This is a genomic window from Texcoconibacillus texcoconensis, assembly GCF_014202575.1.
In the GTDB taxonomy this organism is placed as follows: Bacteria; Bacillota; Bacilli; order Bacillales; family Salisediminibacteriaceae; genus Texcoconibacillus; species Texcoconibacillus texcoconensis.
Window position 1 is genome coordinate 42,405 of record NZ_JACHHB010000013.1, and the last position, 26,903, is coordinate 69,307.

24 protein-coding genes are annotated in these 26,903 nt (G+C 38.6%); 13 read left to right on the forward strand and 11 right to left on the reverse strand.

Annotation, left to right across the window (positions count from 1 at the left end):
- Window positions 1-9: 9 nt before the first annotated feature.
- The 6 genes from HNQ41_RS13175 to HNQ41_RS13200 all read left to right on the forward strand — a co-directional run bounded on the left by HNQ41_RS13175 (window position 10) and on the right by HNQ41_RS13200 (window position 8,154).
- The gene (locus tag HNQ41_RS13175; RefSeq protein ID WP_184664899.1) at window positions 10-1,179 is read left to right on the forward strand and encodes an MFS transporter; all 1,170 of its coding nucleotides are present in this window, start codon (window positions 10-12) and stop codon (window positions 1,177-1,179) included.
- A 169-nt stretch (window positions 1,180-1,348) separates the two neighbouring features.
- The gene (locus HNQ41_RS13180; protein ID WP_184664900.1) at window positions 1,349-2,755 is read left to right on the forward strand and encodes a sigma-54 interaction domain-containing protein; all 1,407 of its coding nucleotides are present in this window, start codon (window positions 1,349-1,351) and stop codon (window positions 2,753-2,755) included.
- A gap of 250 nt (window positions 2,756-3,005) precedes the next feature.
- Window positions 3,006-4,178 carry an iron-containing alcohol dehydrogenase gene (locus HNQ41_RS13185; protein WP_184664947.1) on the forward strand — a complete coding sequence of 391 codons (1,173 nt, stop codon included), beginning with the start codon at window positions 3,006-3,008 and terminating at the stop codon, window positions 4,176-4,178.
- Between the two features lie 28 nt (window positions 4,179-4,206).
- Window positions 4,207-5,664 (forward strand): CoA-acylating methylmalonate-semialdehyde dehydrogenase, encoded by a 1,458-nt coding sequence (locus tag HNQ41_RS13190; protein ID WP_184664901.1) that lies wholly within the window; start codon window positions 4,207-4,209, stop codon window positions 5,662-5,664.
- A 354-nt stretch (window positions 5,665-6,018) separates the two neighbouring features.
- Window positions 6,019-6,717, forward strand: coding sequence for a TVP38/TMEM64 family protein (locus HNQ41_RS13195; protein WP_184664902.1), 699 nt, complete (start codon window positions 6,019-6,021; stop codon window positions 6,715-6,717).
- Window positions 6,718-6,933: 216 nt separating this feature from the next.
- On the forward strand, window positions 6,934-8,154 hold the full coding sequence (locus HNQ41_RS13200) for a DUF418 domain-containing protein (RefSeq protein ID WP_184664903.1): 1,221 nt from the start codon (window positions 6,934-6,936) through the stop codon (window positions 8,152-8,154).
- A gap of 53 nt (window positions 8,155-8,207) precedes the next feature.
- Here HNQ41_RS13200 and HNQ41_RS13205 read toward each other — a convergent pair whose 3' ends face one another.
- From HNQ41_RS13205 to HNQ41_RS13225, 5 genes are all read right to left on the reverse strand, one after another.
- Window positions 8,208-8,351 (reverse strand): hypothetical protein, encoded by a 144-nt coding sequence (locus tag HNQ41_RS13205; protein WP_184664904.1) that lies wholly within the window; start codon window positions 8,349-8,351, stop codon window positions 8,208-8,210.
- A 190-nt stretch (window positions 8,352-8,541) separates the two neighbouring features.
- A complete protein-coding gene (locus HNQ41_RS13210; protein ID WP_106587956.1) occupies window positions 8,542-9,207 on the reverse strand; it encodes an ABC transporter ATP-binding protein in 666 nt (221 codons plus the stop codon).
- Window positions 9,208-9,212: 5 nt separating this feature from the next.
- Entirely contained in the window at window positions 9,213-10,496 is a 1,284-nt protein-coding gene (locus HNQ41_RS13215) for an ABC transporter permease (protein ID WP_106587957.1), read from the reverse strand.
- A 16-nt stretch (window positions 10,497-10,512) separates the two neighbouring features.
- The gene (locus HNQ41_RS13220) at window positions 10,513-11,508 is read right to left on the reverse strand and encodes an FtsX-like permease family protein (RefSeq protein WP_181315245.1); all 996 of its coding nucleotides are present in this window, start codon (window positions 11,506-11,508) and stop codon (window positions 10,513-10,515) included.
- A 97-nt stretch (window positions 11,509-11,605) separates the two neighbouring features.
- A complete protein-coding gene (locus tag HNQ41_RS13225; RefSeq protein WP_106587959.1) occupies window positions 11,606-12,004 on the reverse strand; it encodes a hypothetical protein in 399 nt (132 codons plus the stop codon).
- Window positions 12,005-12,332: 328 nt separating this feature from the next.
- Here HNQ41_RS13225 and HNQ41_RS13230 point away from each other — a divergent pair, with 328 nt between their 5' ends.
- Both HNQ41_RS13230 and HNQ41_RS13235 read left to right on the forward strand, forming a co-directional pair.
- Window positions 12,333-13,163, forward strand: coding sequence for a tyrosine-type recombinase/integrase (locus tag HNQ41_RS13230; RefSeq protein WP_246421684.1), 831 nt, complete (start codon window positions 12,333-12,335; stop codon window positions 13,161-13,163).
- 57 nt (window positions 13,164-13,220) lie between these two features.
- Window positions 13,221-16,178, forward strand: coding sequence for a Tn3 family transposase (locus HNQ41_RS13235; RefSeq protein ID WP_184664906.1), 2,958 nt, complete (start codon window positions 13,221-13,223; stop codon window positions 16,176-16,178).
- A gap of 468 nt (window positions 16,179-16,646) precedes the next feature.
- Here the strand turns inward: HNQ41_RS13235 and HNQ41_RS13240 are convergent, their stop codons facing one another.
- Window positions 16,647-17,543, reverse strand: coding sequence for a hypothetical protein (locus HNQ41_RS13240; protein ID WP_184664907.1), 897 nt, complete (start codon window positions 17,541-17,543; stop codon window positions 16,647-16,649).
- Between the two features lie 163 nt (window positions 17,544-17,706).
- Here HNQ41_RS13240 and HNQ41_RS13245 point away from each other — a divergent pair, with 163 nt between their 5' ends.
- A complete protein-coding gene (locus HNQ41_RS13245; RefSeq protein WP_184664908.1) occupies window positions 17,707-18,249 on the forward strand; it encodes a YwpF family protein in 543 nt (180 codons plus the stop codon).
- Between the two features lie 54 nt (window positions 18,250-18,303).
- Here the strand turns inward: HNQ41_RS13245 and HNQ41_RS13250 are convergent, their stop codons facing one another.
- A complete protein-coding gene (locus tag HNQ41_RS13250) occupies window positions 18,304-18,687 on the reverse strand; it encodes a YhjD family protein (RefSeq protein WP_184664909.1) in 384 nt (127 codons plus the stop codon).
- A 141-nt stretch (window positions 18,688-18,828) separates the two neighbouring features.
- A complete protein-coding gene (gene ric, locus HNQ41_RS13255) occupies window positions 18,829-19,539 on the reverse strand; it encodes an iron-sulfur cluster repair di-iron protein (RefSeq protein WP_184664910.1) in 711 nt (236 codons plus the stop codon).
- A 245-nt stretch (window positions 19,540-19,784) separates the two neighbouring features.
- Here ric and HNQ41_RS13260 point away from each other — a divergent pair, with 245 nt between their 5' ends.
- On the forward strand, window positions 19,785-20,381 hold the full coding sequence (locus tag HNQ41_RS13260) for a peptidylprolyl isomerase (protein ID WP_184664911.1): 597 nt from the start codon (window positions 19,785-19,787) through the stop codon (window positions 20,379-20,381).
- A gap of 109 nt (window positions 20,382-20,490) precedes the next feature.
- On the opposite strand, the gene HNQ41_RS13265 is transcribed toward HNQ41_RS13260, so the two are convergent.
- A complete protein-coding gene (locus HNQ41_RS13265; RefSeq protein ID WP_184664912.1) occupies window positions 20,491-20,667 on the reverse strand; it encodes a hypothetical protein in 177 nt (58 codons plus the stop codon).
- A 201-nt stretch (window positions 20,668-20,868) separates the two neighbouring features.
- Between HNQ41_RS13265 and HNQ41_RS13270 the strand changes: the two genes are divergently transcribed.
- The 3 genes from HNQ41_RS13270 (at window position 20,869) to HNQ41_RS13280 (ending at window position 23,276) form a co-directional block, all read left to right on the forward strand.
- Window positions 20,869-21,777 (forward strand): chemotaxis protein, encoded by a 909-nt coding sequence (locus HNQ41_RS13270; RefSeq protein ID WP_184664913.1) that lies wholly within the window; start codon window positions 20,869-20,871, stop codon window positions 21,775-21,777.
- Between the two features lie 379 nt (window positions 21,778-22,156).
- Entirely contained in the window at window positions 22,157-22,291 is a 135-nt protein-coding gene (yhfH, locus tag HNQ41_RS13275; RefSeq protein WP_184664914.1) for a protein YhfH, read from the forward strand.
- A gap of 193 nt (window positions 22,292-22,484) precedes the next feature.
- The gene (locus tag HNQ41_RS13280; protein ID WP_184664915.1) at window positions 22,485-23,276 is read left to right on the forward strand and encodes a DUF3891 family protein; all 792 of its coding nucleotides are present in this window, start codon (window positions 22,485-22,487) and stop codon (window positions 23,274-23,276) included.
- Between the two features lie 80 nt (window positions 23,277-23,356).
- On the opposite strand, the gene HNQ41_RS13285 is transcribed toward HNQ41_RS13280, so the two are convergent.
- Both HNQ41_RS13285 and HNQ41_RS13290 read right to left on the reverse strand, forming a co-directional pair.
- The gene (locus HNQ41_RS13285) at window positions 23,357-25,651 is read right to left on the reverse strand and encodes a thiamine pyrophosphate-dependent enzyme (RefSeq protein ID WP_184664916.1); all 2,295 of its coding nucleotides are present in this window, start codon (window positions 25,649-25,651) and stop codon (window positions 23,357-23,359) included.
- The gene (locus HNQ41_RS13290) at window positions 25,651-26,664 is read right to left on the reverse strand and encodes a 2-oxoacid:acceptor oxidoreductase family protein (RefSeq protein WP_184664917.1); all 1,014 of its coding nucleotides are present in this window, start codon (window positions 26,662-26,664) and stop codon (window positions 25,651-25,653) included. Before HNQ41_RS13290 ends, HNQ41_RS13285 begins: the two co-directional genes overlap by 1 nt.
- Window positions 26,665-26,903: the final 239 nt, after the last annotated feature.

Genomic DNA, 26,903 nt, shown 5'->3' on the forward strand with positions numbered 1-26,903 from the left:
TGTTTGCAAATGGGGTTAGATAAAATATCACGTTTGAAAGCGGTTTTGTTTTTCTTTCATTCTTCAATGACGATCATCATTAGTTATTTACCCGTTTATTTTCGAGATACCGGTTTATCTGATAGCGAAATTGGTATATTGATGGCAGTTGGCCCGTTAGCTGCCATGTTTGCGCAACCTTTTTGGGGATTTACAACTGACCGGCTGGAAACAATGAAAAAAGTAATTATGATCTGTATTACAGGTGGCATGGTATTCGGCTTTTTCGTTTTTCAATTCAATTCCTTTCTTATGCTTATCCCCCTCGTATTTTTATTTTTTTCATTTATGTCTCCAGTCGGTGGCCTCAATGATAGTCTCGCGCAAAAAGTTTCCATTCAAGAGGGGGTTAGTTTTGGCAGCATCCGCATGTGGGGATCACTCGGTTTCGGAATATCTTCACTTGCTGGTGGGTACATACTTTCAGCGATCGGGTTGGAATACATTTTTTATGTATTTTTCTTCTACTCTCTCTTAGCACTTTTATTTTGTTGGTATGCACCAGACCGCAAGCCCTCTAATAAACCGGCTAAATTAAAAAATGCGGCTAAACTTTTGATTGAGCCTAAATTAATGCTATTTTTAATGATGATTATTTTTATTACGATCACGCATCGAACAAGTGATACATTTATTGGCATTTATATTCAAGAACTTGGTGGAACGGAGACGCTCATTGGTTGGGCATGGTTTATCGGTGTCGTTACGGAAGCGGCTGTATTTGCATTTAGTATTTATTGGTTCAGGAAATTTCATCCATTGACTTTTATGACGCTAGCAGCAGCTCTTTACTTCTTAAGGTGGGTGCTTATGACTGTAGCGCCCGATCCTACATTTGTTCTATTCATTCAAGTTTTACATGGTATTTGCTTTGGTATCTTTTATTTATCGGCCTTTCAATTTATTAATCGCATTATTCCAGAAGAATTACAAGCGACCGGTCATCTCTTATTTATTTCTGTGTTTTTCGGTTTGTCTGGCGTCGTTGGGTCAAGTTTAGGCGGGGTAATCATCGACTATGCAGGAGCATCCTACCTGTATCAAGTCCTTAGCTATTCGGCATTTATTGGATTGGTCGGCTCATTATTGTATCGACTCTATTACAACCGTAATACTGAAAAAGAAAAGGCAGTTGCTTAAAGTTAAGATCGTCGGGGGCCATATGAATATGGTCTCTTATTTTTATTTTGAACCTATTTCTGCTAGATAGATAAGGATTACTTGAAAGGTCGTAGGCAAAAAGCGTATCGTTTCTTTCTCTTTATGTATTATACTGAACATAAGTAGTATTCCAAGAGAGGAAGATTTGATGAGTGTTCAACAATATGAAGCGAACATTTTAACAACAATTTTGGAACATGCTTACGAAGGGGTCGCTGTTGTTGATAAAAACGGGGACATTATTCATTTTAATGATGCTTATTGTCGTATTTTAGGTGTGAAAAAAGAAGAGGCAATAGGACGTTATGTCACGGATGTGATAGAAAATACGAGGTTACATCACATCTTAGAGACCGGGGTACCAGAAAGAGGGAAGTTGCAAACGATCGCAGGTCAAAAAATGGTCGTTCATCGAATTCCTGTTTGGGAAGGTGGTACCGTTGTAGCAGCCATCGGTATGCTCGTTTTTGAAGGTGTGTCCGAATTATATGAAATTCTCGATCAGTTGGAAGAAAATACAAATTATTCAGAAAAACGATTGTTGAAAGTTGATTCAAAAAAAGATAAACAAAATCAATCAAATACGAATTTTGACGAAATCATAGGCCAAAGTGAAGCGTTGGTTAACACGAAGAGACTTGCCCAGAAAGCATCAAAAACGCTTGCGACCGTGTTAATTACTGGAGAAAGTGGTACAGGAAAAGAATTGTTTGCAAAAGCAATCCACGAACAAAGTCCATATGCAGATGGACAATTTGTTAGTATTAATTGCGCTGCAATTCCAGAACACCTATTAGAAGCAGAACTATTTGGTTATGAAGAAGGTGCTTTTACAGGTGCTAAAAAGGGAGGAAAACAAGGTCTTATTGAATTAGCAAGTCATGGGACATTGTTTTTAGATGAAATTGGTGATATGCCTTTGCATATGCAATCAAAATTATTAAGAGTGTTACAAGAAAAAGAAGTAGTAAGAGTTGGAGGCATAAAACCTTATCCAACAAATGCGAGAATCGTTGCAGCTACGAATAAAAATTTGCTTGACTTAATAAATGAAGATCAGTTTCGAGAAGATCTTTATTATCGTTTAAATATTATTCCTATCCACATCCCGCCACTTAGAGCAAGGAAGAGTGATGTTCGTTTACTTTTAGCGAAGATTCTAGAAGATGTTTGTCAAAAGTACGAAACGAATCAAAAACAATTTACAGCACCAGCAATTTCAATGCTGATGAAATATCACTGGCCAGGGAATGTAAGGGAAATGATGAACATTATTGAACAGTTGGTTAGCTTAGTAGATAAGGAACATATCTCCCCTCAAGATTTACCTATTGAAATTCATACGGAAAATGAACCATCATCAGCTTCAAAATTTGAACATTCAACAGAGAAAGATTGGTTCCATGAATTCAAATCAAATAAAAATGATGAAGAAAAAGAATATATTTTAAAAGCGTTAAAACAAACAAATGGGAATAAAGCTCAAGCCGCTAAACTGTTAGGTATTCATCGATCAACTTTATATGATAAATTGAAAAAATTTCATATTACATAATTATGTCGGTTTCACCCGACAAAAGACCCTACACTATGTCCTTTAAATGTAGGGTAATCAAGACACTTCTTCACAGGCGTGTCTTGATTTTTTTGATTATTATTCATCAGAAATCCGTTTTTTTTTGCGAAAGCGCCGCGAATTTACAGAAAAAAAGAAACTATCAGAAACAATTGGCATGGTGTTTGCATCTTAATAGAGTGACTTTATTTAAGGAGGGGGTTCCTTGCGTGGTTCATGCCGCATTCAAATGCCAAACACCATTCATTATGGAGGTGACTCACTACATAAAATAGGTGACGTTTCAGCGCCTCTAGGAAAGAAAGCATTAATCATTAGTGACGAGATCATGGATGGATTAGGGTATGTAGAAAAGTGTAAAGAGTTATTAGCTGAACACCATATTCAATCTTCTGTGTATTTAGGGGTACATTCAGAACCAACAGATGAGTTTGTTGATGAAGCACTCAAGCAATTTCAATCAGACGATTGTGAATTTGTCATTTCCCTAGGGGGAGGAAGTTGTATTGATACGGCAAAAGCGATTGCTGTACTGAAAACAAACCCGGGGGATATCGGGGAGTTTATGGGTGGAAAAAGGCTTGTTGAACACGAACCGACACCTCACATTGCGATACCGACAACAGCAGGTACAGGTTCTGAAGCAACAGATGTAACTGTTATTACAAATACAAAGACTGATGTTAAAATGATGATTAAACAGCCGGCATTTATGCCGACAGTGGCTATTGTTGACCCTATGTTAACGATGTCAGTTCCTAAAAGTGTGACAGCGGCAACAGGGGTTGATGCTTTAAGTCATGCGATAGAAGCTTATATATCTAAAAAGGCACATCCAATGACAGATGCCTTCGCTATCGCGGCGATGGAAAATATTCTACCAAATATTAAAACAGCTTATGATAATGGTAACAATCACGAAGCGAGAGAGAAAATGGCGATTGGTTCTCTACAAGCTGGTATTGCCTTTTCAAATGCTTCGGTTTGCTTAGTGCATGGCATGTCTCGTCCAATTGGAGCGATGTTCCATGTGCCACATGGCATTTCAAATGCAATGTTGTTACCTGCGGTTTTAGAATACAGTCAAAGTGATTGTGTAGAGCGTCTAGCTACAATCGGAAAGATGTTCTGCGACCGTGGCGAGAAGATGACTGAAGAAGAATATGCGATACTAGCTGTATCTAAAGTGAAAGAACTTTGTAGTTATTTAGATATTCCTAATTTGAAGGGATGGGGAATAGAAGGAGATGTGTTCAGCGAGGTACTACCAAAGATGGCCGAGGATGCGATCAACTCTGGGAGTCCTGCTAACAACCCAAAAGTGTCTAATCAAGAGGAAATCATCGAGCTTTATAAGCGTTGCTTTACTTATGATTTTTCAGAAAGCGTTATCAATCAATAAATAAATGATATTTAGGAGTGATCGATAAATGGTTACAAAAACAAAAATATTAAAAAACTATGTAAATGGACAATGGGTAGAACCTATTTCTCAACAAAAAGAAACTGTTGTAAATCCTGCAACAGGTGAAGCGTTAGCGGAAGTTCCTTTATCTAACCAAGATGATGTTGATCAAGCGGCCCAAGTTGCTCGTGAAGCTTTTAAAACTTGGAGTAAAACACCAGTTCCAAAGCGGGCGAGAATCCTATTTAAGTACCAACAATTAATCCTCGAACATTATGAGGAGCTTGCCGAGCTCATCACATTAGAAAATGGTAAGAACTTAGCAGAAGCTCGCGGTGAAGTTCAACGTGGTTTAGAGTGTGTGGAGTTTGCTGCTGGTGCACCAACATTGATGATGGGAGATACCCTTCCAGACATTGCAACAGGTATTGAATCTTCCATGTATCGTTATCCTGTTGGAGTAGTAGGTGGGATTACACCGTTTAACTTCCCGATGATGGTACCATGTTGGATGTTCCCATTAGCGATCGCTTGCGGTAATACATTTATCTTAAAGCCATCTGAGCGTACGCCTCTATTAGCTGAAAGGTTAGTAGAGCTCTTCACTGAAGCTGGCTTACCTGATGGCGTCCTAAACATTGTTCATGGCGCGCACGACGTTGTAAACGGTGTTTTAGATCACGAAGACATCAAAGCGATTTCTTTTGTAGGATCTCAACCTGTAGCAGAATATATTTATAAGAATGCTGCAGCAAACGGAAAGCGCGTACAAGCTCTAGCTGGTGCGAAGAACCATTCTATCGTATTAGAAGATTCAAACCTTGATACTGCTGTACAAGGAATTATAGGATCAGCATTCGGAAGTGCTGGAGAGCGTTGTATGGCATGTTCAGTTGTTGCGGTTCAAGAAGATGTTGCAGATGAATTTGTTGAGAAGTTGCTAGCAGCAGCAAACGACATTAAAATGGGTAACGGAATGAATGATGATGTATTCCTAGGGCCTGTTATTCGCCAGTCACACCTAGACCGTGTTGAGAAGTATATTGACTTAGGTGTAGAAGAAAAAGCGAAATTGATTCGTGATGGTCGCTTAGATGTAAAAGATACAGATGAAGGCTATTTCCTTGGGGCGACCATTTTTGATGATGTTAATGAAGATATGACGATTTGGCAAGAAGAAATCTTTGCGCCAGTGTTAAGTATCGTACGTGTCAAAGATTTAGATGCAGCCATTGATCTCGCTAACAAGTCAGAGTTTGCTAATGGCGCTGTGCTTTATACAGAAAGTGGTAAATCCGTACGTCAATTTAGAGAAACAATTGAAGCAGGTATGTTAGGTGTTAATGTGAATATCCCTGCACCAATGGCATTTTTCCCATTCTCCGGATGGAAGAATTCCTTCTACGGTGATTTACACGCTAACGGTAAAGACGGTGTTGAATTCTTTACACGTAAAAAAATGATTACATCAAGATTTGCATAATCACTTTACATTCATGAAGGCCAGTCGTGACTACGACTGGCCTTTGTGTTGAATAAAAGTAAAAAATAAATGATTCATATGTAAATGTGGGAGTAAGAAAGAACAAAAAAATTATGGTATAGTACAATTAACCTTTTTTTACAATGTAATATAAATGAATGATTTAGCATTAAGTATATTAGGTCAGACAAGTATCTGGTAAGCCATTGCATAAAATGGTGATGTGAAGTATAGATGTGTGACTTCAATCATTCATTTACCAATTTGTTAATACACATTAGGATTGTTGTTCAGAACCATTGAAGATTAATTTATCACTGAATTTAAGATGCACTCCCATATAAGGATGATGGTATGAAAAAATCACTCGTTATAACTTTACTGATTATTTTTATTATTTTTATCGTTCAAACCGACATATTAGCTCATTTGCAAAATGCGAATATCAGTTATTTTACTGGAACATTACATGAACAATATGGTTATAACGTTTTATGGTTGACGATTCCACTTATGGTTATTCAAGGGATATTTACATTGTTCCCGATTATTCTTGTTGTTATGATACATGCTTTAGTGTTTGGGTTTTACGAGGGCTTTTTGTACAGCTTTATCGGCACGTTTTTCGGTGCAATGATTTGTTTTATATTGAGTCGTTATTTATTTTCTGAATGGGCGCGACTTTTCTGGGAAAAAAAGCGCGATAAATATACCAAGCCCATCAATTTAATGGAGAAGTACGGCGTCTTCTTTATTGTTGTTCTCCGTAATGTTTCTTTCATGCCAAGTAATCTAATTTCGATTTCAGCAGCGCTTTCTCCAATTTCGTTTTCTAGCTATTTTTGGTCGTCGGTTATCGGGAACTTATCGATGGTTTGGATGCTCAGTTTGCTTAGCGCTCCAATGACGGTCACAAGAGCAGAATGGGGCTATTTGCTTGTTGGATATATTGTTTTCGCTTTGTCTATTATTTTGTATTATGGCAAAGGGTGGTGGGATCAACGTCATCAAGCAGATCACTCTCGGGAAAAAGAAAACAGCATTTCCCCATAAAATTACATTGTTTTTCATATTTGGCTTGTCCTGTTGTTTGATCTCATTTGAGATGGTATGATCCAATTTGGTTATTATACTAAATGTGAAATTAGTTAAATGACACTCTTCATTATTTAGTTGTCATTGAGTCATACAACTGTCTTTAGGTCTATCTTGGGCAGTTTTTAAAGGAGGTGTTTCATTAGGGTGTAAGCCACTTCTAATGGATACAATATGAAACAACAAGTTCAACCTACCGAACAACAAGGCCGCATTGAGATTCTCGATGTTCTACGTGGTTTTGCTTTGTTCGGTATTCTTCTTGTTAATATGCAATTTTTTAACACGCCGAAAATTTTACTTGTAGCTGCTGAAATGTCGGTGTGGGAAAGTACAGCAGATAAAATCGTTATCTGGTTGATAGATATGTTTGCCTCAGGTAGTTTTTTTACGATCTTTTCGTTTCTTTTTGGTATTGGTTTTTATATTTTTATGGAGCGAATTGAACAAAAGGGATTAGAAGTTGTGCCATACTATCGTCGCCGCCTCATCATTTTAGGGGGCATGGGATTCATTCACCTCGTGTTCTTGTGGAGTAGTGATATTTTATTTACATACGCGATAGCGGGCTTCCTGTTACTTTTATTCCGGGATAAGACTGCACAATCTTTACGTAAGTGGGCGATATTACTTTTTTTATTTGTTCACGGTGTACTAGCTACATTATTGTTGTTTACGACATTATTTGGTTTTGTGTCAGAATTAGAAGAAGAACAATCACAGCTTACGACAGTGATTGAGCAGGCGTTCATGATTTATCCAGAGGGTTCGTTTATGGATATTCTTTTATTCCGTCTGCAATATGAATTACCCTTGCTTGTTTGGGATTTATTCGTGGTTGTACCCATTGTTTTAGCAGTTTTCTTATTGGGGTTATATGTTGCTAAATCAGGCATATTATACAACTTGTCCTCTTATACTGGTTGGATTCATCGCGTGTGGAAATGGACGTTGTTTGTTGGTGTTACTTTTACAACCGTTTGGTTCGTATTAAAACAAGGGTGGTTGTTAAATGATTCTGTTGTACAACCAGCACTTGTTGAATTGATTGCAAGCATCAACGGTCTTGTCATTTGTTTATTTTATATTACGAGTTTTGTAAAGTTGTCCCGTATACAACGTATGCAAAAGCTGTTATCCCCATTATCGTATGTTGGGCGGATGGCACTGACAAACTATCTTATGCAAACGGCTATTTGTATTATGATTTTTAATGGGTTTGGATTCGGATTATACGGGAGTGTCGGCCCTGCACTCGGTATCGTGTTTACAGTGATGATCTATTTATTCCAAGTCATATTTAGTTATTTTTGGCTTCGTTTCTTCCGTTACGGTCCTTTAGAGTGGATATGGCGAATGCTTACTTATCAAAAAAAACAACCGATTCGTTTATAAATAAGACAAAAGGCTGCGCCTTAAAGAATTGCTTCTTTGGCACAGCCTTTTGTCTATAAGCCGCCACAATGTTTACCTGTTTGTTTTTTAATCATTTCATTTCTTGCGCCACCGTCAGATAATTCTTCTCGAATAAGATATTTACGACGATTGTTTTCGGTTTTGTTTTCGTTTACTTGAGTATGGTTCTTTTTCATTGATGCTCTCCCATGTTTTCATTTAGGTCATTGTTTTCACCAGGAGCATAAGTGTCATTTTGAATACTCATATGGGGGTACTCCGAGATACGTGTAAAATTAGGACATAGGATGGAATATATTACCTATGAAACTGCTATGGAAGGATGATACATCGATCTATCCTTCCTTAGCTTATTTATATACTTACTTATTTGTCAACGACAGTGCCACCTTGTATATAATATACTTTATGACATACGGCTGCTACGTGCTGATCATGAGTGACAAGAATGATCGTTTTACCTTGATGATTCAATCTTTTACATAAATCTAATATATCTTTTTCCGTTTCCTCATCCAAGGATCCCGTAGGTTCATCAGCCAATATTAGGTCAGGATGTTGAACTAATGCCCGTGCAATTGCCACTCGCTGTGCTTCTCCTCCTGATAACATATCTACCCAACGATGTTTTAAATAGTTAATCCCCAATGTATCTAGTACTTGGGTAACTTCTGTTTCTCTTTGTTTGTTTGATTTCTTACTATATCGCAAGGGTAACCCTACATTCTCAGCAACATTTTTACTATCAATCAGAGGGTAATTCTGGAGGATAAATCCAATATTCTTTTTACGGAAGTTGGCTAACTCATCCATTCTCTTATCAGTAATTCGAGATTCCTCGTATAAATAGATTCCACTATCTGGTTGGTCCAATCCAGCAAGGATATTAAGCAGCGTGGATTTCCCGGAGCCACTCCGTCCCATTATAGCAATCATATCTCCTTTTTCTACTGCTAAGTTAACCCCCTTCAATACTTCAATTTTGCTTTTTCCAAATGGGTAAGATTTTTTTAAATCTTTAACTTCAATCACAATTATCACTCCTCACGTTTCAACAACATAGAGATTGTTAAACGACGAAATTGGATATAAATCGGAATGACCGCTAATAAGATCATCCCCACCACAGACGCTGCCATGACTAAAACGTATAATGGCGGCAAATCTTGAAGGACTGTCATAAATAAAAAAGTGATGAATGCCCCGGGAATACCGACGGTAATGAAGACTTCTGCCAAGAAATACTGAAAAAGTGACTTCATAGTTCCTCCAGATATTAGATGAATCATCATGTTTCGGTAATTATCATGGATTTTCTTTATCATCAAAGTTGAGATACTTAAACTGCATGCTATCAACAGAACAATGGATAAACATAAAACCCAGTAGATATTTTCTTCAACGGCATCGAAAAAATCACCAAGAACAGTCGTTGAATAGCCCATCAATTCAAAGTGTGGGAAATCTGCTGCTGCTTTTGCTGACTCAATTTCTTCTTCTACAACATTCCTTTCTTCTGAACTATAAATGGCCCCGTTAATCATTTGAAAATAATGTCTTTGTTGGAATTCTTCTTCTGTATTGTCTGAAGGATCTTCAAACTCTTGTGCTGGCATTATAATATATCGATCCAAATAGGTTTCTGGTAATTGAGGACTGGTAACAAATGAATCTGATTCAACAAATCCTTGAACCTCAAGATGAAATTCCTCAAATAAGTAATTGACATGTAAGGTATCTCCAATTTGGTATGTGTCAGCGTAATCAGCTCCTAGGAGGATTGGAATTACTCCTGGGTTGTTTGCATGATGGAAATCCTCAGCAGTAAAAGATGTTCCTTCACTCAAGTTAACAGGAAACATTTCAAAAGCTTGTTCATTTAACTGAACAGCTTTTAATGAATAATAAAGATCACCATCTTCATCTTCAGCAGGAGGTAAAGGATTCCCCTCTTCATAACCTTGTAAAAATTCTTCTTCAATATCATCTATATCAGTAGACATTTCAATAGGTTGTTCAAAATTATATATAAATTTCTCATTGATATCATCTTCTAAATACTCATATAAGCTTTTTACTCGTTCTAACGAGTTTGGCTCGTTTAAGTATGATTGAAAGTCATCATCCTCAAGTAATGTATCCGATATTTGATATACGTTTAAACCCTCAAAAGAATCTATTAAGGCTTCTTTTTGCATAATATTTATATAACTTTGTATTAAGATTGTAACAGTCGTTAGAAATATCATTACACCAATCATGATAAAAAGCGTAAACAATTTTCTCCGTGCAATACTTTCTTTTACTTCTTTATAAATCAAGGCCTATCCATCCCCCTCACTTCATTATATATTTCCTTGATTTTCTATAAGATAACAAAATTGACAGACCAGCAGAGAAAAGAATTAATCCATATCCAATTAACAGGTTTTGTGTGTGCATGCTTGTATGTTGTGGATTTGAAGAAAACTGTAATACCCAAAAAAAACTTATCAATCCCATTAAGTAATAAGGGAAAGACGTGATGCAAAATAATGAAACCACGTAATCTTTGTAAGGTTTATTAGGATTTATACCTAATTGCCACAAGATACGAATCTCGATCTTTCTTTGAGCTACCCAATATTGGATAAAAAAGAAGCTTAAACAGAACAAAAGTAGTATAAAAAAAAGCCCAGTGATAACTTGATAATTTTCTGTCCCCAAAAATCTCTCTGCTCCAATGTCTCCCCGATTTATAGAATCAACAGAAATGTGAGTGTTATTGAAATTCAAATGATCTGGAGAAAGTTGCCCGTTGTTTATATTCAGTACGTAGACCGCGGAAGGAATTGGATTTCCTTCTTCAACTGCATCTATGTTAAATAATATCATTTCATCAATGGGCGAAGAGTAGGAGCCTCCCATAATACCGATGACTTCATAACCATCTCGTTTAATTTGTTCTAATTCATCCTCACTTACGGATTGACCGATCACCGCCCGTTGTTTATCATTATAAAAATCTTCTTCCTCGAAATAACGACCAGATACCATCGGGGGTGAATATGTATCTTCTTGATAATAAAAACCTCTGTATGACTCTTCTATCTCTACGAAAATAGAGTATGCATCGTCCTTATTAAGCTTCCGCCAGTCAATGGGTTCTTCATCATCAGTTACCGTAAATGTCGAAGGGTTAGATTCATATAGCCCACGGCTGAGGATGCTAACTTCTTGTTGATTTATTTGATAAAGACTGAATGTTACCATCATTATACTAAGCAGTGAATACAGCATGATAAGCCATACCGTACCGTTTTTTCGTAATTTAGTGATCGTAACTTTATTCACTACTCCTTCCCCCCTTTCCAAATCAAGGAACAAAGCTACCATTTCAATTGATGGTAGCTTTGTTATATTCAGTAGCATATTGCTATTGATTTAGTATTTACGAAGTTCCCCAAAATGTTTGGGCAAAAGCGTTCCTCTCGGTCCACGGTGATCTAGCTTCAGTCGACCCAGTACCATAAACCCTGCCACTATCAGCATACACGGTGCCCCAAATATGTCCTTCCATTAAGGCACGCGTATAATGATATTGACCGTGCCAAGTTGTTACACCTACTGAACGATATTGATCTTCATTTGGACCTGCTTCTCTCCATCCATCATGATTATCGGGTTCTGAAAGTGCTCCGATATCGGAATCGTTGTTTGTCCAATATCCTTCGCCTTCAACCCAGCCGCCCATTGCTTCATCTTGTTCTTCTTCAACTGCCAAAGCCATAGACGGAATCATAAGACTAACGGATGTCAACCCAATTAATACTTTCTTTTTTAATGCCATTTGATCATCGCCCCTTTTTAAAAAATTTATCTTTCATGAATGTAAGTCTTTGAAGTGGATAATAGCATATATTCCAAGACTACTGATGATAACCTGAGGTGGCGTTATTAGTTCACCCCTTTATATTAATTTTTGAAATATACACTATAAAAGTAATATTATACCAATGTAATTAATGGGTCAATGTCCTTTTACATGAACAAATGGAGAATAGAGTATATCATTGAGGATAAGATATGGATTTATTATTTTATCATCCCATATTTTGAATTTTATGCATGTAATTATATATCATAGAATTATTTAAAGGATGAAAGAGGGGAGAACATTGGCGAAAACATTATTAGAAGCATTCCAAGAAGAATGTTCCGGAAAATCTGTATCGACACAAAAAACCTACGTTCATGCGCTCAAACATTTCCAACATTGGTTAGAAAGTGTGGGAACAAATTTAGAAGCGTACGCTCGCTCCGATGTGCAGCAGTATATTGACTACTTAGCGGCGCAGCGAAAAAGTGCTGCAACGATTCAGAAGATTTGGAACGCTATCAAAGCATTTTCAAGATGGTCAGGCAATACACAGGCCATTAAAGATATTCGAGTAATGAAAATGGCTGACATCAAAAAACAAGCCCCTAAAGGGCTGAGTCGCATTGAACGGAATCGAGTGGTTCGTGAAGTGGATCGCTCAGGTAACCAAAGAGATTATACGATCGTCATCATGCTGCTCTATACAGGCCTTCGCGTCCATGAACTTGTTTCGCTTAATCGAAATGATATTCAAAAAAGTGAACGGAAAGGAAATGTTCGGGTTATCGGTAAGGGGAATCAAGAAAGACATATCCCTTTAAACGCTGAAGTCCGACGTGCCCTAACAATTTATCTTGAAAAACGAAAGGATGATCATGCAGCTTTATTCTTGTCCAATCGTAAGAGACGTATTAGTGTCCGTAGTGTTCAGACCATTCTTGAAAAATATGGTGTTCATCCTCACCAATTACGCCATACGTTTATCACCAGCCTTGTTCGTTCAGGGGAAGATCTTTCGGTGATTCAATCATTGTCTGGTCATCAATCTGCAGATATGATCTTTCGCTACAGTCAACCTACGGAAGAAGATAAAGCACAGGCGGTTCAAAACATCTATCTTGATGCATGAATGAAATCGGAATTGGTATATTCATCTATATCTTGTCCAAGAAAGGAGTCATTCCTATTGGCCTCCATAGAACGAACGGCATATCCACAGTTCAAAAGAAACTTCAATAAAAACGAATTAGATAATGTTTATACGCCCAAGTCAGAAGAATTAAAATGGATTCGAAGCATCGCTCGAGGTCCCTCTTCAACCCTTAACCTTACAGTTTTGCTGAAATGCTTTCAAAATCTCGGATACTTTCCTAAATGGAATGATATCCCTACCACGATTATTACACATATTCGAAACTGCCTTCATTTCGATGATCAAGTAAAGATTGGTTATAAAAACAATCGAACCCTCTATCGCCATTACCAATTTATCCGTGAATACATCAACGTTCGCCCTTATGGAAAGCAAGCACAGAGCGTGGTAATTCATGCAATTCAACAATCAGCCGAAACCATGGATCATCCGGCTGATTTGGTAAGCGTGGCAGTTGCTGAACTTGTGAATCATTCGTACGAGCTACCGGCATTTAACACGTTGGACCGGTTAGCTCGGCGTATTCGTCGGCTCATCAATGAACAATATTTTCAAAACGTGTTTGAGCAGTTACCTCAAGAAGAACGTCAACACATCGAACAGTTGTTATATAAAAAAGAAGGCCATTTTTATAGTCCGTATAATCGTTTGAAGCAGTTACCCAAGAAGCCCAATCTGTCCCAAATCAAAGAACAAATTGACCTCTACCATTGGTTGTTATCGTTTGGAGATGGGAACAGATACTTGAAAGGGATCCCTCCCGTGAAACTCAAACATTTTGCCGGACAAGCGAAAGTCTTGGATGTCCAAGAAATCAAAGACTTTGGCGATGCCAAACGTTATACGCTTGTGTTGTCGTTGATTAACGATGTTCAGATGAAAACCCGGGATAATCTCGCCACGATGCTGATGAAACGCATGGGAAACCTCCATAATGCGGGCAAAGACGAATTAGAAAAGATCCGTAACCAGCAACGGGAAAAGACCGAGCACCTCGTTTCAACATTCACGGAAGTCCTCTATGCCTTGGAGGAGGATCCCCATGTTGAAGACGCCGGACAAAAAATCAAAGATATCTTGGAATCTCGAGGGGATGTACGGACCCTACTGGATGACTGTGAAGCCGTAGCTTCGTATCATGGCAATAACTATTTGCCTCTGATTCTCAAATTTTTTCGATCTTATCGCTCCACTTTGTTCCGTTTGGCGGAAACCCTGACCCTGACATCGACGAGTCAGGATACCTCCGTCCTAAAAGCTCTTGGTTTTATCATGAAGCACCGTCATCGAAAAACCAATTGGTTGCCGGATGATGTTGACTTAACTTTTGCGACGGAGCAATGGAAACGAACAGTGAGGGTGAAACAAAGCGGTGAATGGAAGCTTCACCGCAGGCATTTGGAGATTTGTGTCTTTTCATACATCGCTCAGGATTTGAAAACCGGAGACATTTGTGTGCAAGGTTCAGAAGCCTATGCGGATTATCGAGATCAATTGTTAAGTTGGGACGAATGCCTGCCTATGCTAGAAGGATATTGCCAAGAAATGGACTTCCCCCGGGATGGTGAGGGATTTGTAAAACAGTTAAAAGCGTGGATGACCCAACAATCAATAGAGGTCGACCATACGTACCCTCAAAAAGAGAACGTTGTAACCATCAATGACGACGGTCAGCCCATTTTGAAAAAACCGCCAAAGAACAAACCCGGTGCGACATTCAAACGTCTGGAAACTTCCATCGAAGAACATATGCCTGAGCATCATGTCATCGATATGCTTGGCAATGTGGATCATTGGGTGAACTGGAGCCGTCACTTTGGGCCTCTTTCGGGTTCAGATCCAAAGTTGGACCGTCCACAAGAACGATATATTTTGAATACATTTACACACGGGTGTAATTTAGGACCCAACCAAGCTGCACGGCATATGCGAGAAAATATCACGCCCAAAACCCTTTCCTTTGTTCATCAACGCCATGTTACAACACAGAATTTGGCTAAAGCTAATCAAGATATTATCAATGCTTATGCAACCTTGGATCTCCCAAAGCGATGGGGAACCGGGCAGACAGCTGCCGCAGATGGCACCCAGCGTGATACGTATGAGAACAATTTGCTTGCCGAAAATCATATTCGTTATGGTGGATACGGAGGCATAGCTTATCATCATATTTCGGACAATTATATCGCCTTATTTAGCCATTTCATTCCTTGTGGGGTATGGGAAGCTGTCTATATTATTGAAGGTCTTTTACAGAACGAGTCCGATGTTCAACCGGATACGCTGTTTGCCGACACGCAGGGGCAATCCACACCGGTCTTTGCGCTCAGCTATTTATTAGGCATCAAACTTATGCCCCGCATTAGGAATATCAAAGCCTTAAAATTTTACCGTCCCACAAAGGATACAACATATCAACATATCGATGCATTATTTAGCGATGCCATTGATTGGCCATTAATCGAAACGCATTGGCAAGATTTTATGCGGGTCGTGCTTTCCATCAAAGCCGGTAAAATGTCGTCACCTCTTCTTCTCCGGAAGCTTAGCAATTATAGTCGAAAAAATCGACTGTACCAAGCCTTCCGTGAACTCGGGCGTGTCGTTCGTACCGTTTTCTTATTATTCTATATCTCCGATATGGATGTAAGAAAACAAATTACAGCTGAGACCAACAAAGTCGAAGCTTTTCATGGCTTTTCGGAGTGGCTTTCATTCGGTGGTAAAGGAATCATCGCTACAAACGATCCGGAACAACAAGAAAAGATCATAAAGTACAATGAATTGGTATCTAATGCCTTGATCTTTCACAATGTTGTAGATCTTACGAATGTGCTACGTTCCTTGTCGAAGGAGGGTTATGAGGTACACGATGATGACATCAGCCATCTAAGCCCTTACTTAATGAGTCACATTAAAAGGTTCGGGGAATATATCATTAACTTGGAATCAACACCTCAACCAGTGGATGGGCGATTGGTATTAGATTAATGGATGGGATTATTTCCCATCCTATGTCCTAATTTTACACGTATCTCGGAGTACCCCCCATATCGTCTTCTCCTGGGTGAATGGTCTCATGTTCAATTTCACGTCGGTCTGTTTTTTCGATTTCTGGCGTTTTTTTCGTTTCTTTTTTCTTCATGAAAATGCTCCTTTTTTTAAGTGTGCGAAACAAATTTTCATTCTCATTTTCATTTATATTTCTGTCTAATCCGTTATCCTTTTGAACCCGGACCTGTTTTAGGGCGATTGTGACTGCTTCTGCGATATTGTTCTTCTACATCTGGGAGACTTTCTTTTGGTGTTTTATTATTTGAAATGGCCGCGTCTTTTTGTCCATGTCGCTTTCGAATGAATATCTCCTCCTTTTTGTTTACTACAATTAGTTTACGGGATATCGTTTCATTTAACCGAGGCAATAAATGTCTCAACGCTAAGGAGAAGATTGCAAACTTTCTACATTTGTTTAATGTACGCGCCGAACCGATTCATAACGAATGCATGCAAAATACCTTGTGTATATCGGTATATAGGCCAATATAAATGAGGTTGAAAATGGATAAGACCTATATATAATTGTTTTTCGTCGTGATTGGTGAGAAAGTACATTCTTGCAAGTGGGTTGGCGTTTGTTTTTTCATGATTTAATGCTCCGCTTGTTATGAATAAACTATCGATGTTCTCATCACTGTATAGGTCTTCATTAAAACTGATTAAAGGTGTTCCTGTGCCTCGTAATAAAAAATGGATATTATGTTTTGTTTCGTCAACATGAATGGCTCCTTTTGTCCATCGTTCAATCCAGTTAAAGTATGTTTGGCGCCAGTATATAGCAGGGTGTTTGCTTTGAGTTGAAAACTGTTGTACTGAGGTTACACGTCGCTTCTTTGCGGATTTTATTTTATCATTACGTACATTTTTAAAGAAGAATTCACATGTCTCAAGTACGGTTTCCATTTGTGATTGTAAGCGGTCTCCTTCTGAGGTATGATGAAGTGTTTTCTTTTCGTATTCATCATTTTGTGAAGGGAAAAAGCAAATATGTACGCCTGCTTTTTTAAAACAATGGTTTATGACCGCTTGATACATTCGTGTGATTGTTTGATCCTCACCTTGCTTCCATTCATGGTGAAATGTTGGCGTGCTCAGGATGATGACACCATCGACAGAACTCAGTGCTTGAATGATCGCATCTAATGTGAGCGGAAGTTTATAGGTACAGGATTGATTGTAGTTACGCTCATTTGACCATTCATATAGTCTGACCGATGATAACGTCTCTATTGTATAAAAACTTTCTCGCATTGATGGATGAATAGGATTTGTAATGACAGCGATTTTGTTTAACGTCAAATGTTTTCTTCCTTTCCGTAATCTGTTCGTATTCGATTATAATGAATATATAAATAATATGACTTGGCGAAAAGCCTCGTTTTTCTTATGATTGTATCAAAGGATTTTATCCATATGTTGAATAAAGAAAAGAGGGAGAGGTCCCCCTGTAGGAGGATGAATAGTGAAAACATTCAGGCTTTGTTCATTTATGATTTTATTTGATGAGGATCATGATCGTAAAGAAGCAATACAAAGTAAAACGATTCCTTTAGATGATGGCTTAATTATTAACAAGGAAGAGGCAAAGAAAGATTGGCTTATTGAAGTAGTTGTCTCCCCGGATTGGAGATCATTTTTTGAAGAATATGAAAACAGCGAACAACCGTTTATGGCCGAAGTGACGATTACAAAAAAGACGAATGACCCTGCAACGATCGTTTGTACTGTTCGCTCGATTCATGAGCTAAACGAGAACATAAGTGTATTAATGGACGGTGTTCTCGTTGTGAAAAAAGATGACCTTTCTGACATGTTATTAAAGAACTTGCTCGAGGAAGGGTACCAAGGTCAATCATTGTTTCAAGAATATAAGCATCGAAAACGAAATCGCGGTCAAGCCATTCAAGGTATCTTAACGAATGCTTACGAACAAGTAAAGGACCAAGGGTATTATACGCCACAAGATGTAACGAAGAATGAAGACGATCAAAATAATGACCATTAATTGATCACCATGGTGTACATAAGTATGTAAAGCCAAAAAGGAGAGCAATAGTCTTTACGAAGACTGAGTGTGATTGCCCTCCATGTCTTGTGAAGTGAAATAACGTGAAATATAGTCAGCAACTTGATTGCGTAAGTGAGTATTCATATACTTTGCTGTCAGTACATATCCACGACAAAAAATCATGTACTCGGTAAATGTATCGTCACTCTGCTGTTTGCTAACGTTAAGGTTTAAGTCACGCATCTGTTCCTTTAATTTGAAACTTTCCTTACTGATCGTATTTAATGTCTTTTCTAAAAGAGCGATGTAAGGTTGTTTCAACTTAACAGGCGCCTGTTGAAAAGCTTTTAAATCCCTTTCTAAAACAGAACGAGTAAGTTCTGTTAAAATGTACGTCTCACTCAATTGTTCTTCTTTTTTTGATAATCGGCTCATAAAAGAACGCTCCTTTCTCGTTATTTAAGAAGGTGCGAACAAATGTTCTTGTATTATTGTGACCGATTTACGTCAAAAGATCAAGGGAAAAAGATACCAAAAAAGAGTCAGCTTTCAAAAGCTGACTCTTTTAACATGATGTTATGCTTCATCTTGTATACGTGGAAAGAGGATGTTGTTTTCAAGATGAACGTGCTTGAACATGTCAGATTCTAATTCTTCTAAACGTTTGTACGTCATTTGGAATGTTGTACATGATCCTTCAGGTACAGCATAGTCATTTGTTGCTTCACGAAGTTGTTTAAGTAGATCACCTGCTGTTTCGTGTTCGTCTTCTAATTCATTTATTGCATCTGTTGCTGCTTTCCAACGATCGTGCCCACCTTCAGATTCATATGCCTTCATGGCAGGGAAAATTTGCTGTTCCTCTTTCATTAGATGTTGTTCCAAGTCGGTTTTTAACTCGTGAAACACACGGTGTACTGTTGCTAAGTTTGCATGGTCCTCACCATGAACACGGAAGATTTTTGTTACATAAAAGCTTAAGTCTGGTAGTTCTTTTAACAAAAATCCGTGATGGTGACGTGTAACATGGTCAATAATTTTTGTGTAAGAGGCGTTCATCCAGTCTGTTTCGCCCTCATTTTTTCGTGCATCTTCTTCCTTTTTCACTTCTTCTAATTGCTTTAAAATCACTGCTTCATCGAGGTTCTTTTCTTCAATTGCTTCACTTAATGGACGGTCTCCTCCACAGCAGAAGTCGATTTTGTATTGTTTAAACACTTGATCCGCATGTGGCCATTGAATCACGATGTCTTTTACTTTCATATTTCCTTGAATAGATATACTCATTAAAAATTCCTCCTTGAAGTTGTTGAAAATAACTATTTGATAACCGTTATCATTATCATAAAGGAGTTTTAAGTAACTGTCGGTGACTCGAATCACAGTTCATGTAAAATAGATTTTCGAAGTTACGTTTACTAAGGACAGAATTGAAACAAACTAGTTTAAAACGAAAAGAAAGTGTGAGAGATATGCATTTTTTAGTAAATCCGTTAATGATTATCGCTTTTGTTACACTTTTGGGGTGTACGATGAATGAACCTCAAGCAAATGCATCAACGGATCGTGATTTACAGCCGAGTGAGTACATACAATTTCGTGATGATATACAACCAGGAGAAGAACGTGTACGTATATATACGAGCTTAGGTAACTTAGACGTAAAGTTATTTACGAAACAAGCGCCAAAAACGACGGAAAAATTTTTATCGTACGTAGAAGAGGGGAAGTATGAGGGAGTGCAATTGATCGGTCGTGTACATGGCTATCACGCAGATGGACATGATATGCAAAAAGTCTCACCATTTCCGCGGGAGTATGCGAGTGAGCTCGCTCATTTTCACGGTGCACTGTCTACATTATCTGAAAGCGATGATGAAGGAGCATTTACGATCATTCATGATGAAAGCAGGCGAACAGATCCGGACGTTTTGGATGAAATTGCTGAACAACGCGGGTATGATTTTCCAGATGCAGTCAAAAATTATTACATGACAGAAGGTGGAGCACCTCAATATGATTATCATTACACTGTATTCGGACATGTAGTCGGTGGTGAGGAGATATGGAATGAGGTCCAGAGAAATGATCGATCAATGACGATAAAAAAGATTGAACGTATTCATTAATGGCAGGATGAGAGGATTAACAGAAGAAGTATTAAAAGAAAAGTTGACTCAACATACGCAGGTGAGTCAACTTTTCCTTTATCCGTGTCGTTTCAGCACTTAATATGTACTAGTCACGAAACATGTAATAAATCATAATGACAATCGTAGCAACTGCGATAATCATGAGCGGTCCATCGATGAGTGAGCTTGCACCGTCACCATTTTCTTCAGCGTGAATACGATTGAAAGGCATCGCCAAAAACAAAATCGGCATGAATAATACAGCTAATAGCTGTTTCCTCATAACGTAACGCCCCCCTTTCTTTCTAAACTTTCTCTTTCCACCATTATAGAAGCAACCGTTAATTTTGACAAATTATTGAACAAAAATGCTGGGCAAATTTAAATACCTAATAAGAAAGAACTAGAGAATGATAGAAAAACATGGTACGCTAAAAGAGTAGCAAACTAAGTTATTTGTTTACGAAATAGGGAGGAAAGTCTCATGTCGGAAGAGGACCAAGGGATATTACTGGAAAGTGGTACAAATGAGTTAGAAGTGATTATGTTTTCAATTGGCTCAAGTACATTTGGTATAAATGTAATAAAAGTCCGCGAGATTATTCAACCAGTGGACGTAACACCTATGCCTGAGAGCCACCCAAATGTGAAAGGGATTATACGATTACGAGATGAAGTCATTCCAGTTATTGATTTAGCCAAAGCAATCGGCTTTTCATCAACCGAACGTAGCGGTCAGGATAAATATATTGTTGCTGAATTAAATCAAATAAAAGTTGCCTTCCACGTTGATTCTGTTTCACGCATTCATCGCATTTCTTGGGAACAAATTGAAAAGCCGACTAAATTATCTCAAGGTTTAAAAGCAATGACAATTGGTGTCATCAAAATGAAAGAAGACATGGTTTTATTATTAGACTATGAAAAAATCGTCGTCGATATAAGTCCAGAAGCGGGCATTCATTCAGAACGTCTCACTTCGCTTGGCGAACGAGAACGTTCTCATAAAAAAGTTACTGTTGTTGAAGACTCTCCAATCTTACGACAGTTACTTCGGGATACATTAGAAGAAGCTGGGTATGGGCAATTAACGTTTTATGAAAATGGGAAAGAGGCTTGGGATACTTTAGAAAGTTTTTCACATCAGGGTACTCTTGATCAAAATGTAGATATGGTGATTACAGATATAGAAATGCCTCAAATGGACGGTCATCACTTAACGAAACGAATAAAAGATCACAAAGAGATGCGGAAACTTCCAACCGTTATTTTCTCATCATTGATTACGGAGGATTTATATCATAAAGGGAAAAAAGTAGGCGCCGATGCACAGGTTAGTAAACCGGAGATTGATAGACTCGTTGAAACAATGGATCAGTTACTCGCCGATTAATCGTATCCTTAATGTATTTCCTGAATCATTCCACGCAAAGTGAAAACAAGCTACTCCAAATGGGTGAAAAGGTTGACTAGGCTGAAGCAAATCATTTTTCGGTGCTCAACGTAAGCCATAAAAATAGGAGTGGCTTCTTTTTTTGCTGTTTTCTAAAAAAAGAGCTCTTTTTTTAGCATAACTGTTATGTTACAGAAGCCTAGAATAACCCAAATCTAAAAACGATATAAGCACAATACCAACAGTTTTAAACGTCATTTCGGGTGAATTATCTGAAAATGTTCACAAAATGGGCAAATTGTTTTAGCTCAGACTGTTGTAAAACACGAGTTGTTGTAATACAATGTAATTACAACTTTGAAAGGTGAGGGGATAGACGATGTTAGGTTCAGTAAATGAGTTTTTTCGTAATTTGCCAGCAAAAGTTTGTAATGAATGTGGTTCGGATATAGAAGAAGAAATGGCGGACTGCTACCAAAATGAATGTGACGATTGCCAAGAAGAGTACCATTAATAAAAATATGACAGTTGTACGGGTAAATACCGAGACTGACCGCAATGTAGATATCGGAGGTTAGCAAGCCACCGATCACTCCATAATAAATTGCGAGTCGGTCTTTCTTTTTTTTGAAAAACAATAAGAAATTCGTCGCCGATGGAATATGATGTTTAATAAGCGAAGTTATTGAGGTCTAGGAGGGGCGGCGATGATCGTTCGTAAAGAAAAAGATGACGTCATCTTAATAAAACAACATCAACATGGTTTAGTGTCAGGTGAAATGGCTGAGCTTTGGGGAGATGAACAATTTAAAAAGGACAACCAAAAAAATGAGGTCGTCTATGCTGTCAAAAATCATGATCGGGCGTGGAAAGACCTAGATGATAGAATGCTTCTTGAAACCGGTGATCGTATTCCTGCATCATTTGTGAATTATCCGCAAAAATATAAGCAACAAGCATACCGAAAAGAGTTGGCGAAGCTAGAGCGTTCAGTACCTTACGCTGCTTTGCTCGTTAGTAAACATTTTGCAAGTTTTTTTGCGGGAAGGCTCGATAAGATAAGCCAACAGTTTTTAAGGGAAGAGAAGGGAAGACAAGAACGCGTGAAAGAATTGCTCAATTTAACAGAACAAGATGAGAAACACTTGAACAACCACTTTCAAATTTTGCAATTTTGTGATCATATGTCGCTATTTCTTTGTATGAATAAACCAGGAGCGCATAAACAAGAGGAAATCTTATGGTTTCGCGACGGTTTTTCACAACGTTTTCCCTACTTAGGTAATCAATTGATCGCCGCACAGTGGTTGGATGAAAAGAAGGTATCGATCACCCCTTTTCCATTCTCGACGTCGATGGTCGTACGCGTTCCATATAAACGTGTTCCGAGGACAACGTTTTTAAAGGCGGATTGGCAACAACATGTGAAGCAACATAAGTATGAACACTTATCCGTAAACATTATAAACGGAGAAGGGAAACAGAACTCTTTGAATTAGTTGTGAATCATAATGACCATTCAACAGAAAATACGTGAAAAGGACTGGCTATCACTCGATAACCAGTCCTTTCATATGATTTAGATGAGTGGGGTTTCATGTTTTACTTTCAACGTTTTCCAACGACTCTCAACTTCATCGGCGAATTCTTGCAATAAATCAGCATTTGATTCTTTGAGTAGATGTTTTGTTTTACCCATATATTGAAGCCATTCAGAAAGTTCAATTCGTTTATTCTTCGCTTCTGGGTCGTACGTAATCGCTGTTTCACCACGTTCGACTTCGTAAAGAGGGAAGAAACATGATTCAACGGCTGCTTTCATGATGTTTTCGCCATCGCGGTCATTAGATTTCCAATTCAATGGGCAAGTGATAAGCAACTTACCGTAAACTAAGCCTTCGTTTTGCGCGTACCACTGTGCTTTAGCCGCTTTTTTAATTAAATCTTGCGGATAAGCTTCCGTACCCGTAAATACATACGGGATATTGGTCGAAGCCATAATTTGTGCTGTATCTTTATGGTGGAACGGTTTACCTGGGCGTTCTTCACTCACGTTGGTCGTACTTGTCATATGACCAAGTGGTGTCGAGTAGGACATTTGCGAACCTGTGTTCATATACCCTTCGTTGTCATATTCAAGAATGATCATTTTATGATTACGAAGTGCTGTTCCAATTGCAGATCCCATGCCGATGTCCATACCACCGTCACCAGTAATCATCACAAACGTAAAGTCATCGTCAATGTCAACTTCGCCACGATCTTTCATTTCAAAGAATGCTTCTACCGCACCTGAAAGCGTAGCCGGACCGTTTTGGAATAAATTGTGAATCATATTCTGTTTATGTGACGAGTATGGAAATGCACTTGTAACAACATAAGCACAACCTGTTTGGAATAAGATGACGGCGTCACCTTCGATCCCTTTAAAGAACAATTCAAGACCAGGGAAAATTCCACAACCTGGACAAGCGCCATGACCTGGAGCGAAACGTTTCGGTTTCGTTGTTAATTTACGTAAAGGTGGCACTCGAACATCTAATTTTCCGGTCTCTTCGTTTTCGGACACTTTAATGAGACCGCTGTTGTATGTTTCGCGATTTTGAGGTTCAATCACCGGTTCAAGTGCTTTTTCTGGTTCGCCTGGTGTATGACCGTAATAATCAAACGGCGTTTCAGCATAGCCTTTTTCCATGGCATCTAGCGCCATGTTGAAGAATTGTTCAGCATCATCTGCGTAGAAATCTTTTCCGCCCATACCAAACACGCGGTTTAATACGATCGTGTCGTTTTCTTTATCTTCTTGTAACGCGGACTTTACTTCATGGGCAAGGTTCGCACCGTGTGCACCGTACGAATCAGCACGTTCTCCAACAAGTAAAGCTTTGACGTTTTTCAATGCTTGACGAATATCTTCAGCAGGGAATGGACGAATAATATTCGGGCTGATAATCCCAGCTTTGATTCCGCGCTCGCGAAGGCGGTCGACAACATCTTTTGCTGATTCTGCTGCGGAATTTAGCAAGAATAACGCAACGTCAGCATCTTCCATTTTGTAAAGGTCAAGCGTTCCATAGCTACGACCGGAAAAGGTTGCAAAATCTTTTGCGATTTCTTTATAAACATCATAAGCTTTGTAGAGAGCTTCAGATTGTTGATAATTGTTATTGATTAAGTCATCTCCGTTCATATGAGCCCCAATGGTTTTTGGGTTGTCTTTATCAATGGAAGATGCAAAGCCAGACGGTGCTTCACCAACAAAGGATTGTACGTCTTCACGATCTTTAAAGTAATCTACTCTTCGTTTTTGGTGCGAGGTAAAGAAACCGTCATAGGCAACGACGACCGGAAGGCGTACATCTTCGTGTTCTGATAAACGAAGGGCCATAATATTCATATCATAAACAGCTTGTGGCGTGCGCGCTGTTAAGATTACCCAACCAGTGTTCAATCCATAGTATAAGTCGGAATGATCGCCACGAATATCGAGAGGACCGCTCACAGCTCGTGTGACGAGGTTCATGACCATCGGGAACCGAAGGCCAGATTGGACAGGGAGTTGTTCGATCATATATAGAAAACCATTCGCACTTGTCGCGTTAAATACGCGCGCACCAGTCGTTGCAGCCCCAAAACAAATCCCTGCTGATCCATGTTCACCATCTGCAGCAACGAGTTCAATATCATGCTGCCCTTTTGACTTCATCATATCGAGAAATTGGGCGACTTCAGTTGATGGTGTGATCGGAAAATATCCCATTAAGTGATAATTAATTTGTGCAGCGGCATAGGCAGCCATTTCATTTCCTGATTCAAACGTAGTAACTTGTTCTTTTGAAAGTTGAGTTGTTACATTTTCCTCCAAAGTAGCCATTAACGTACACCTCCTGTTACAAGTGGAAAGTTGTGTTTTACTTGATTCTCGTCAGCATAACCTAATTCTTCAGTCATATCAGTTAGTGCAGCAACAGGACACGCATCCACACACTTTAAACAACCTTTACAGTATTGATAATCGATCCCTTGTAAAAACATTTGCTTACGTCCGCGCTTATCTTCGCCTTCTTCCCACACAAAGCAAAGGTCAGGGCAAACTGTGTCACATTGCGCACAGTTGATACATTTCTCTTGATTAAAAGCCGGTAAAAACCCTATTCGGGATCCACTTAAATCTTTTTGGATACTATTTGCTTGTGCAGATATGACGCCACCCAATTCTTGTGTATTATAACCAAGTCTAGGTTGAGGCCTTGTAAACTCTCGCGCCTTGGCATCAGTTGGAGCGTCGAAAGTTTTAAATTCTACTTCATAGTAGCCACGGTCAAACGTTCGAATATTTGGTTCGACTAAGTGAGGATACTTTTTTTCAAATGTTTTACGAATGACCTCTCTCATTGCATCAGGGTCGAGGAAATCAAGAATTCGGTATAGCGCACCTAACATTGCTGTATTGACTTTCGTTCTTTCTTCATTGGCAATGCCAAGTGCATCGACAATTGCAAGCGTTCCGTACTCAAGTTGCAAATCATGTTTTACGTCATCAAATGAGCGTGTAGAATTAACGAGAACCACGCCGTCAGAGTCTAAACCGCTTACAACGTCCACCATTTTATAAAGAGCTTCGTGGAAAACACCGATTACATGTGGTTGCTCGATAGGTGAGTGGTCACGAATTTCAACTTCAGGGTCACAAAATCGTATAAATGATTTAACAGGCGATCCTTTTTTTTCAGATCCGTATGAAGAAAAGTTAGAACCATTCAAACCTAATCCAAGCACACCTGCTTCGGCTAACATCTTTCCGGCTAAATTCGCCCCGAGTCCACCGATCGACTCAAGTCGAATTTCATAGAAGCCTAATTGATTCTTTTTTGGTAAAATAGACATTCATATATCCCCCTCATTAAGGTTATCCATAACTCCCAACTACCTGAATTATAAAAGATAAACGAATTTTTTGTTGTGATTGAAGTCACAGTTTAAAGAATAAATTTTCGGAATTTACTAATACACTTTTTAACGCTATGTTACAAACCTTGTTAAACAATGCTTGAACTATAGACGTTTTTATAATACAGGTCTATTTTTGTTATAATACAGATTTAGTTAGTTGTGGTAGGGGTTAT

Bases quoted from the DNA above. Each gene is read 5' to 3' on its own strand.
- HNQ41_RS13175 (WP_184664899.1), top strand. From the start codon at position 10: ATGGGGTTAGATAAAATATCACGTTTGAAAGCGGTTTTGTTTTTCTTT.
- HNQ41_RS13180 (WP_184664900.1), top strand. From the start codon at position 1,349: ATGAGTGTTCAACAATATGAAGCGAACATTTTAACAACAATTTTGGAA.
- HNQ41_RS13185 (WP_184664947.1), top strand. From the start codon at position 3,006: ATGCCAAACACCATTCATTATGGAGGTGACTCACTACATAAAATAGGT.
- HNQ41_RS13190 (WP_184664901.1), top strand. From the start codon at position 4,207: ATGGTTACAAAAACAAAAATATTAAAAAACTATGTAAATGGACAATGG.
- HNQ41_RS13195 (WP_184664902.1), top strand. From the start codon at position 6,019: ATGAAAAAATCACTCGTTATAACTTTACTGATTATTTTTATTATTTTT.
- HNQ41_RS13200 (WP_184664903.1), top strand. From the start codon at position 6,934: ATGAAACAACAAGTTCAACCTACCGAACAACAAGGCCGCATTGAGATT.
- HNQ41_RS13205 (WP_184664904.1), bottom strand. From the start codon at position 8,351: ATGAAAAAGAACCATACTCAAGTAAACGAAAACAAAACCGAAAACAAT.
- HNQ41_RS13225 (WP_106587959.1), bottom strand. From the start codon at position 12,004: ATGGCATTAAAAAAGAAAGTATTAATTGGGTTGACATCCGTTAGTCTT.
- HNQ41_RS13250 (WP_184664909.1), bottom strand. From the start codon at position 18,687: ATGAGCCGATTATCAAAAAAAGAAGAACAATTGAGTGAGACGTACATT.
- ric (WP_184664910.1), bottom strand. From the start codon at position 19,539: ATGAGTATATCTATTCAAGGAAATATGAAAGTAAAAGACATCGTGATT.
- HNQ41_RS13260 (WP_184664911.1), top strand. From the start codon at position 19,785: ATGAATGAACCTCAAGCAAATGCATCAACGGATCGTGATTTACAGCCG.
- HNQ41_RS13265 (WP_184664912.1), bottom strand. From the start codon at position 20,667: ATGAGGAAACAGCTATTAGCTGTATTATTCATGCCGATTTTGTTTTTG.
- HNQ41_RS13270 (WP_184664913.1), top strand. From the start codon at position 20,869: ATGTCGGAAGAGGACCAAGGGATATTACTGGAAAGTGGTACAAATGAG.
- yhfH (WP_184664914.1), top strand. From the start codon at position 22,157: ATGTTAGGTTCAGTAAATGAGTTTTTTCGTAATTTGCCAGCAAAAGTT.
- HNQ41_RS13280 (WP_184664915.1), top strand. From the start codon at position 22,485: ATGATCGTTCGTAAAGAAAAAGATGACGTCATCTTAATAAAACAACAT.
- HNQ41_RS13285 (WP_184664916.1), bottom strand. From the start codon at position 25,651: ATGGCTACTTTGGAGGAAAATGTAACAACTCAACTTTCAAAAGAACAA.
- HNQ41_RS13290 (WP_184664917.1), bottom strand. From the start codon at position 26,664: ATGTCTATTTTACCAAAAAAGAATCAATTAGGCTTCTATGAAATTCGA.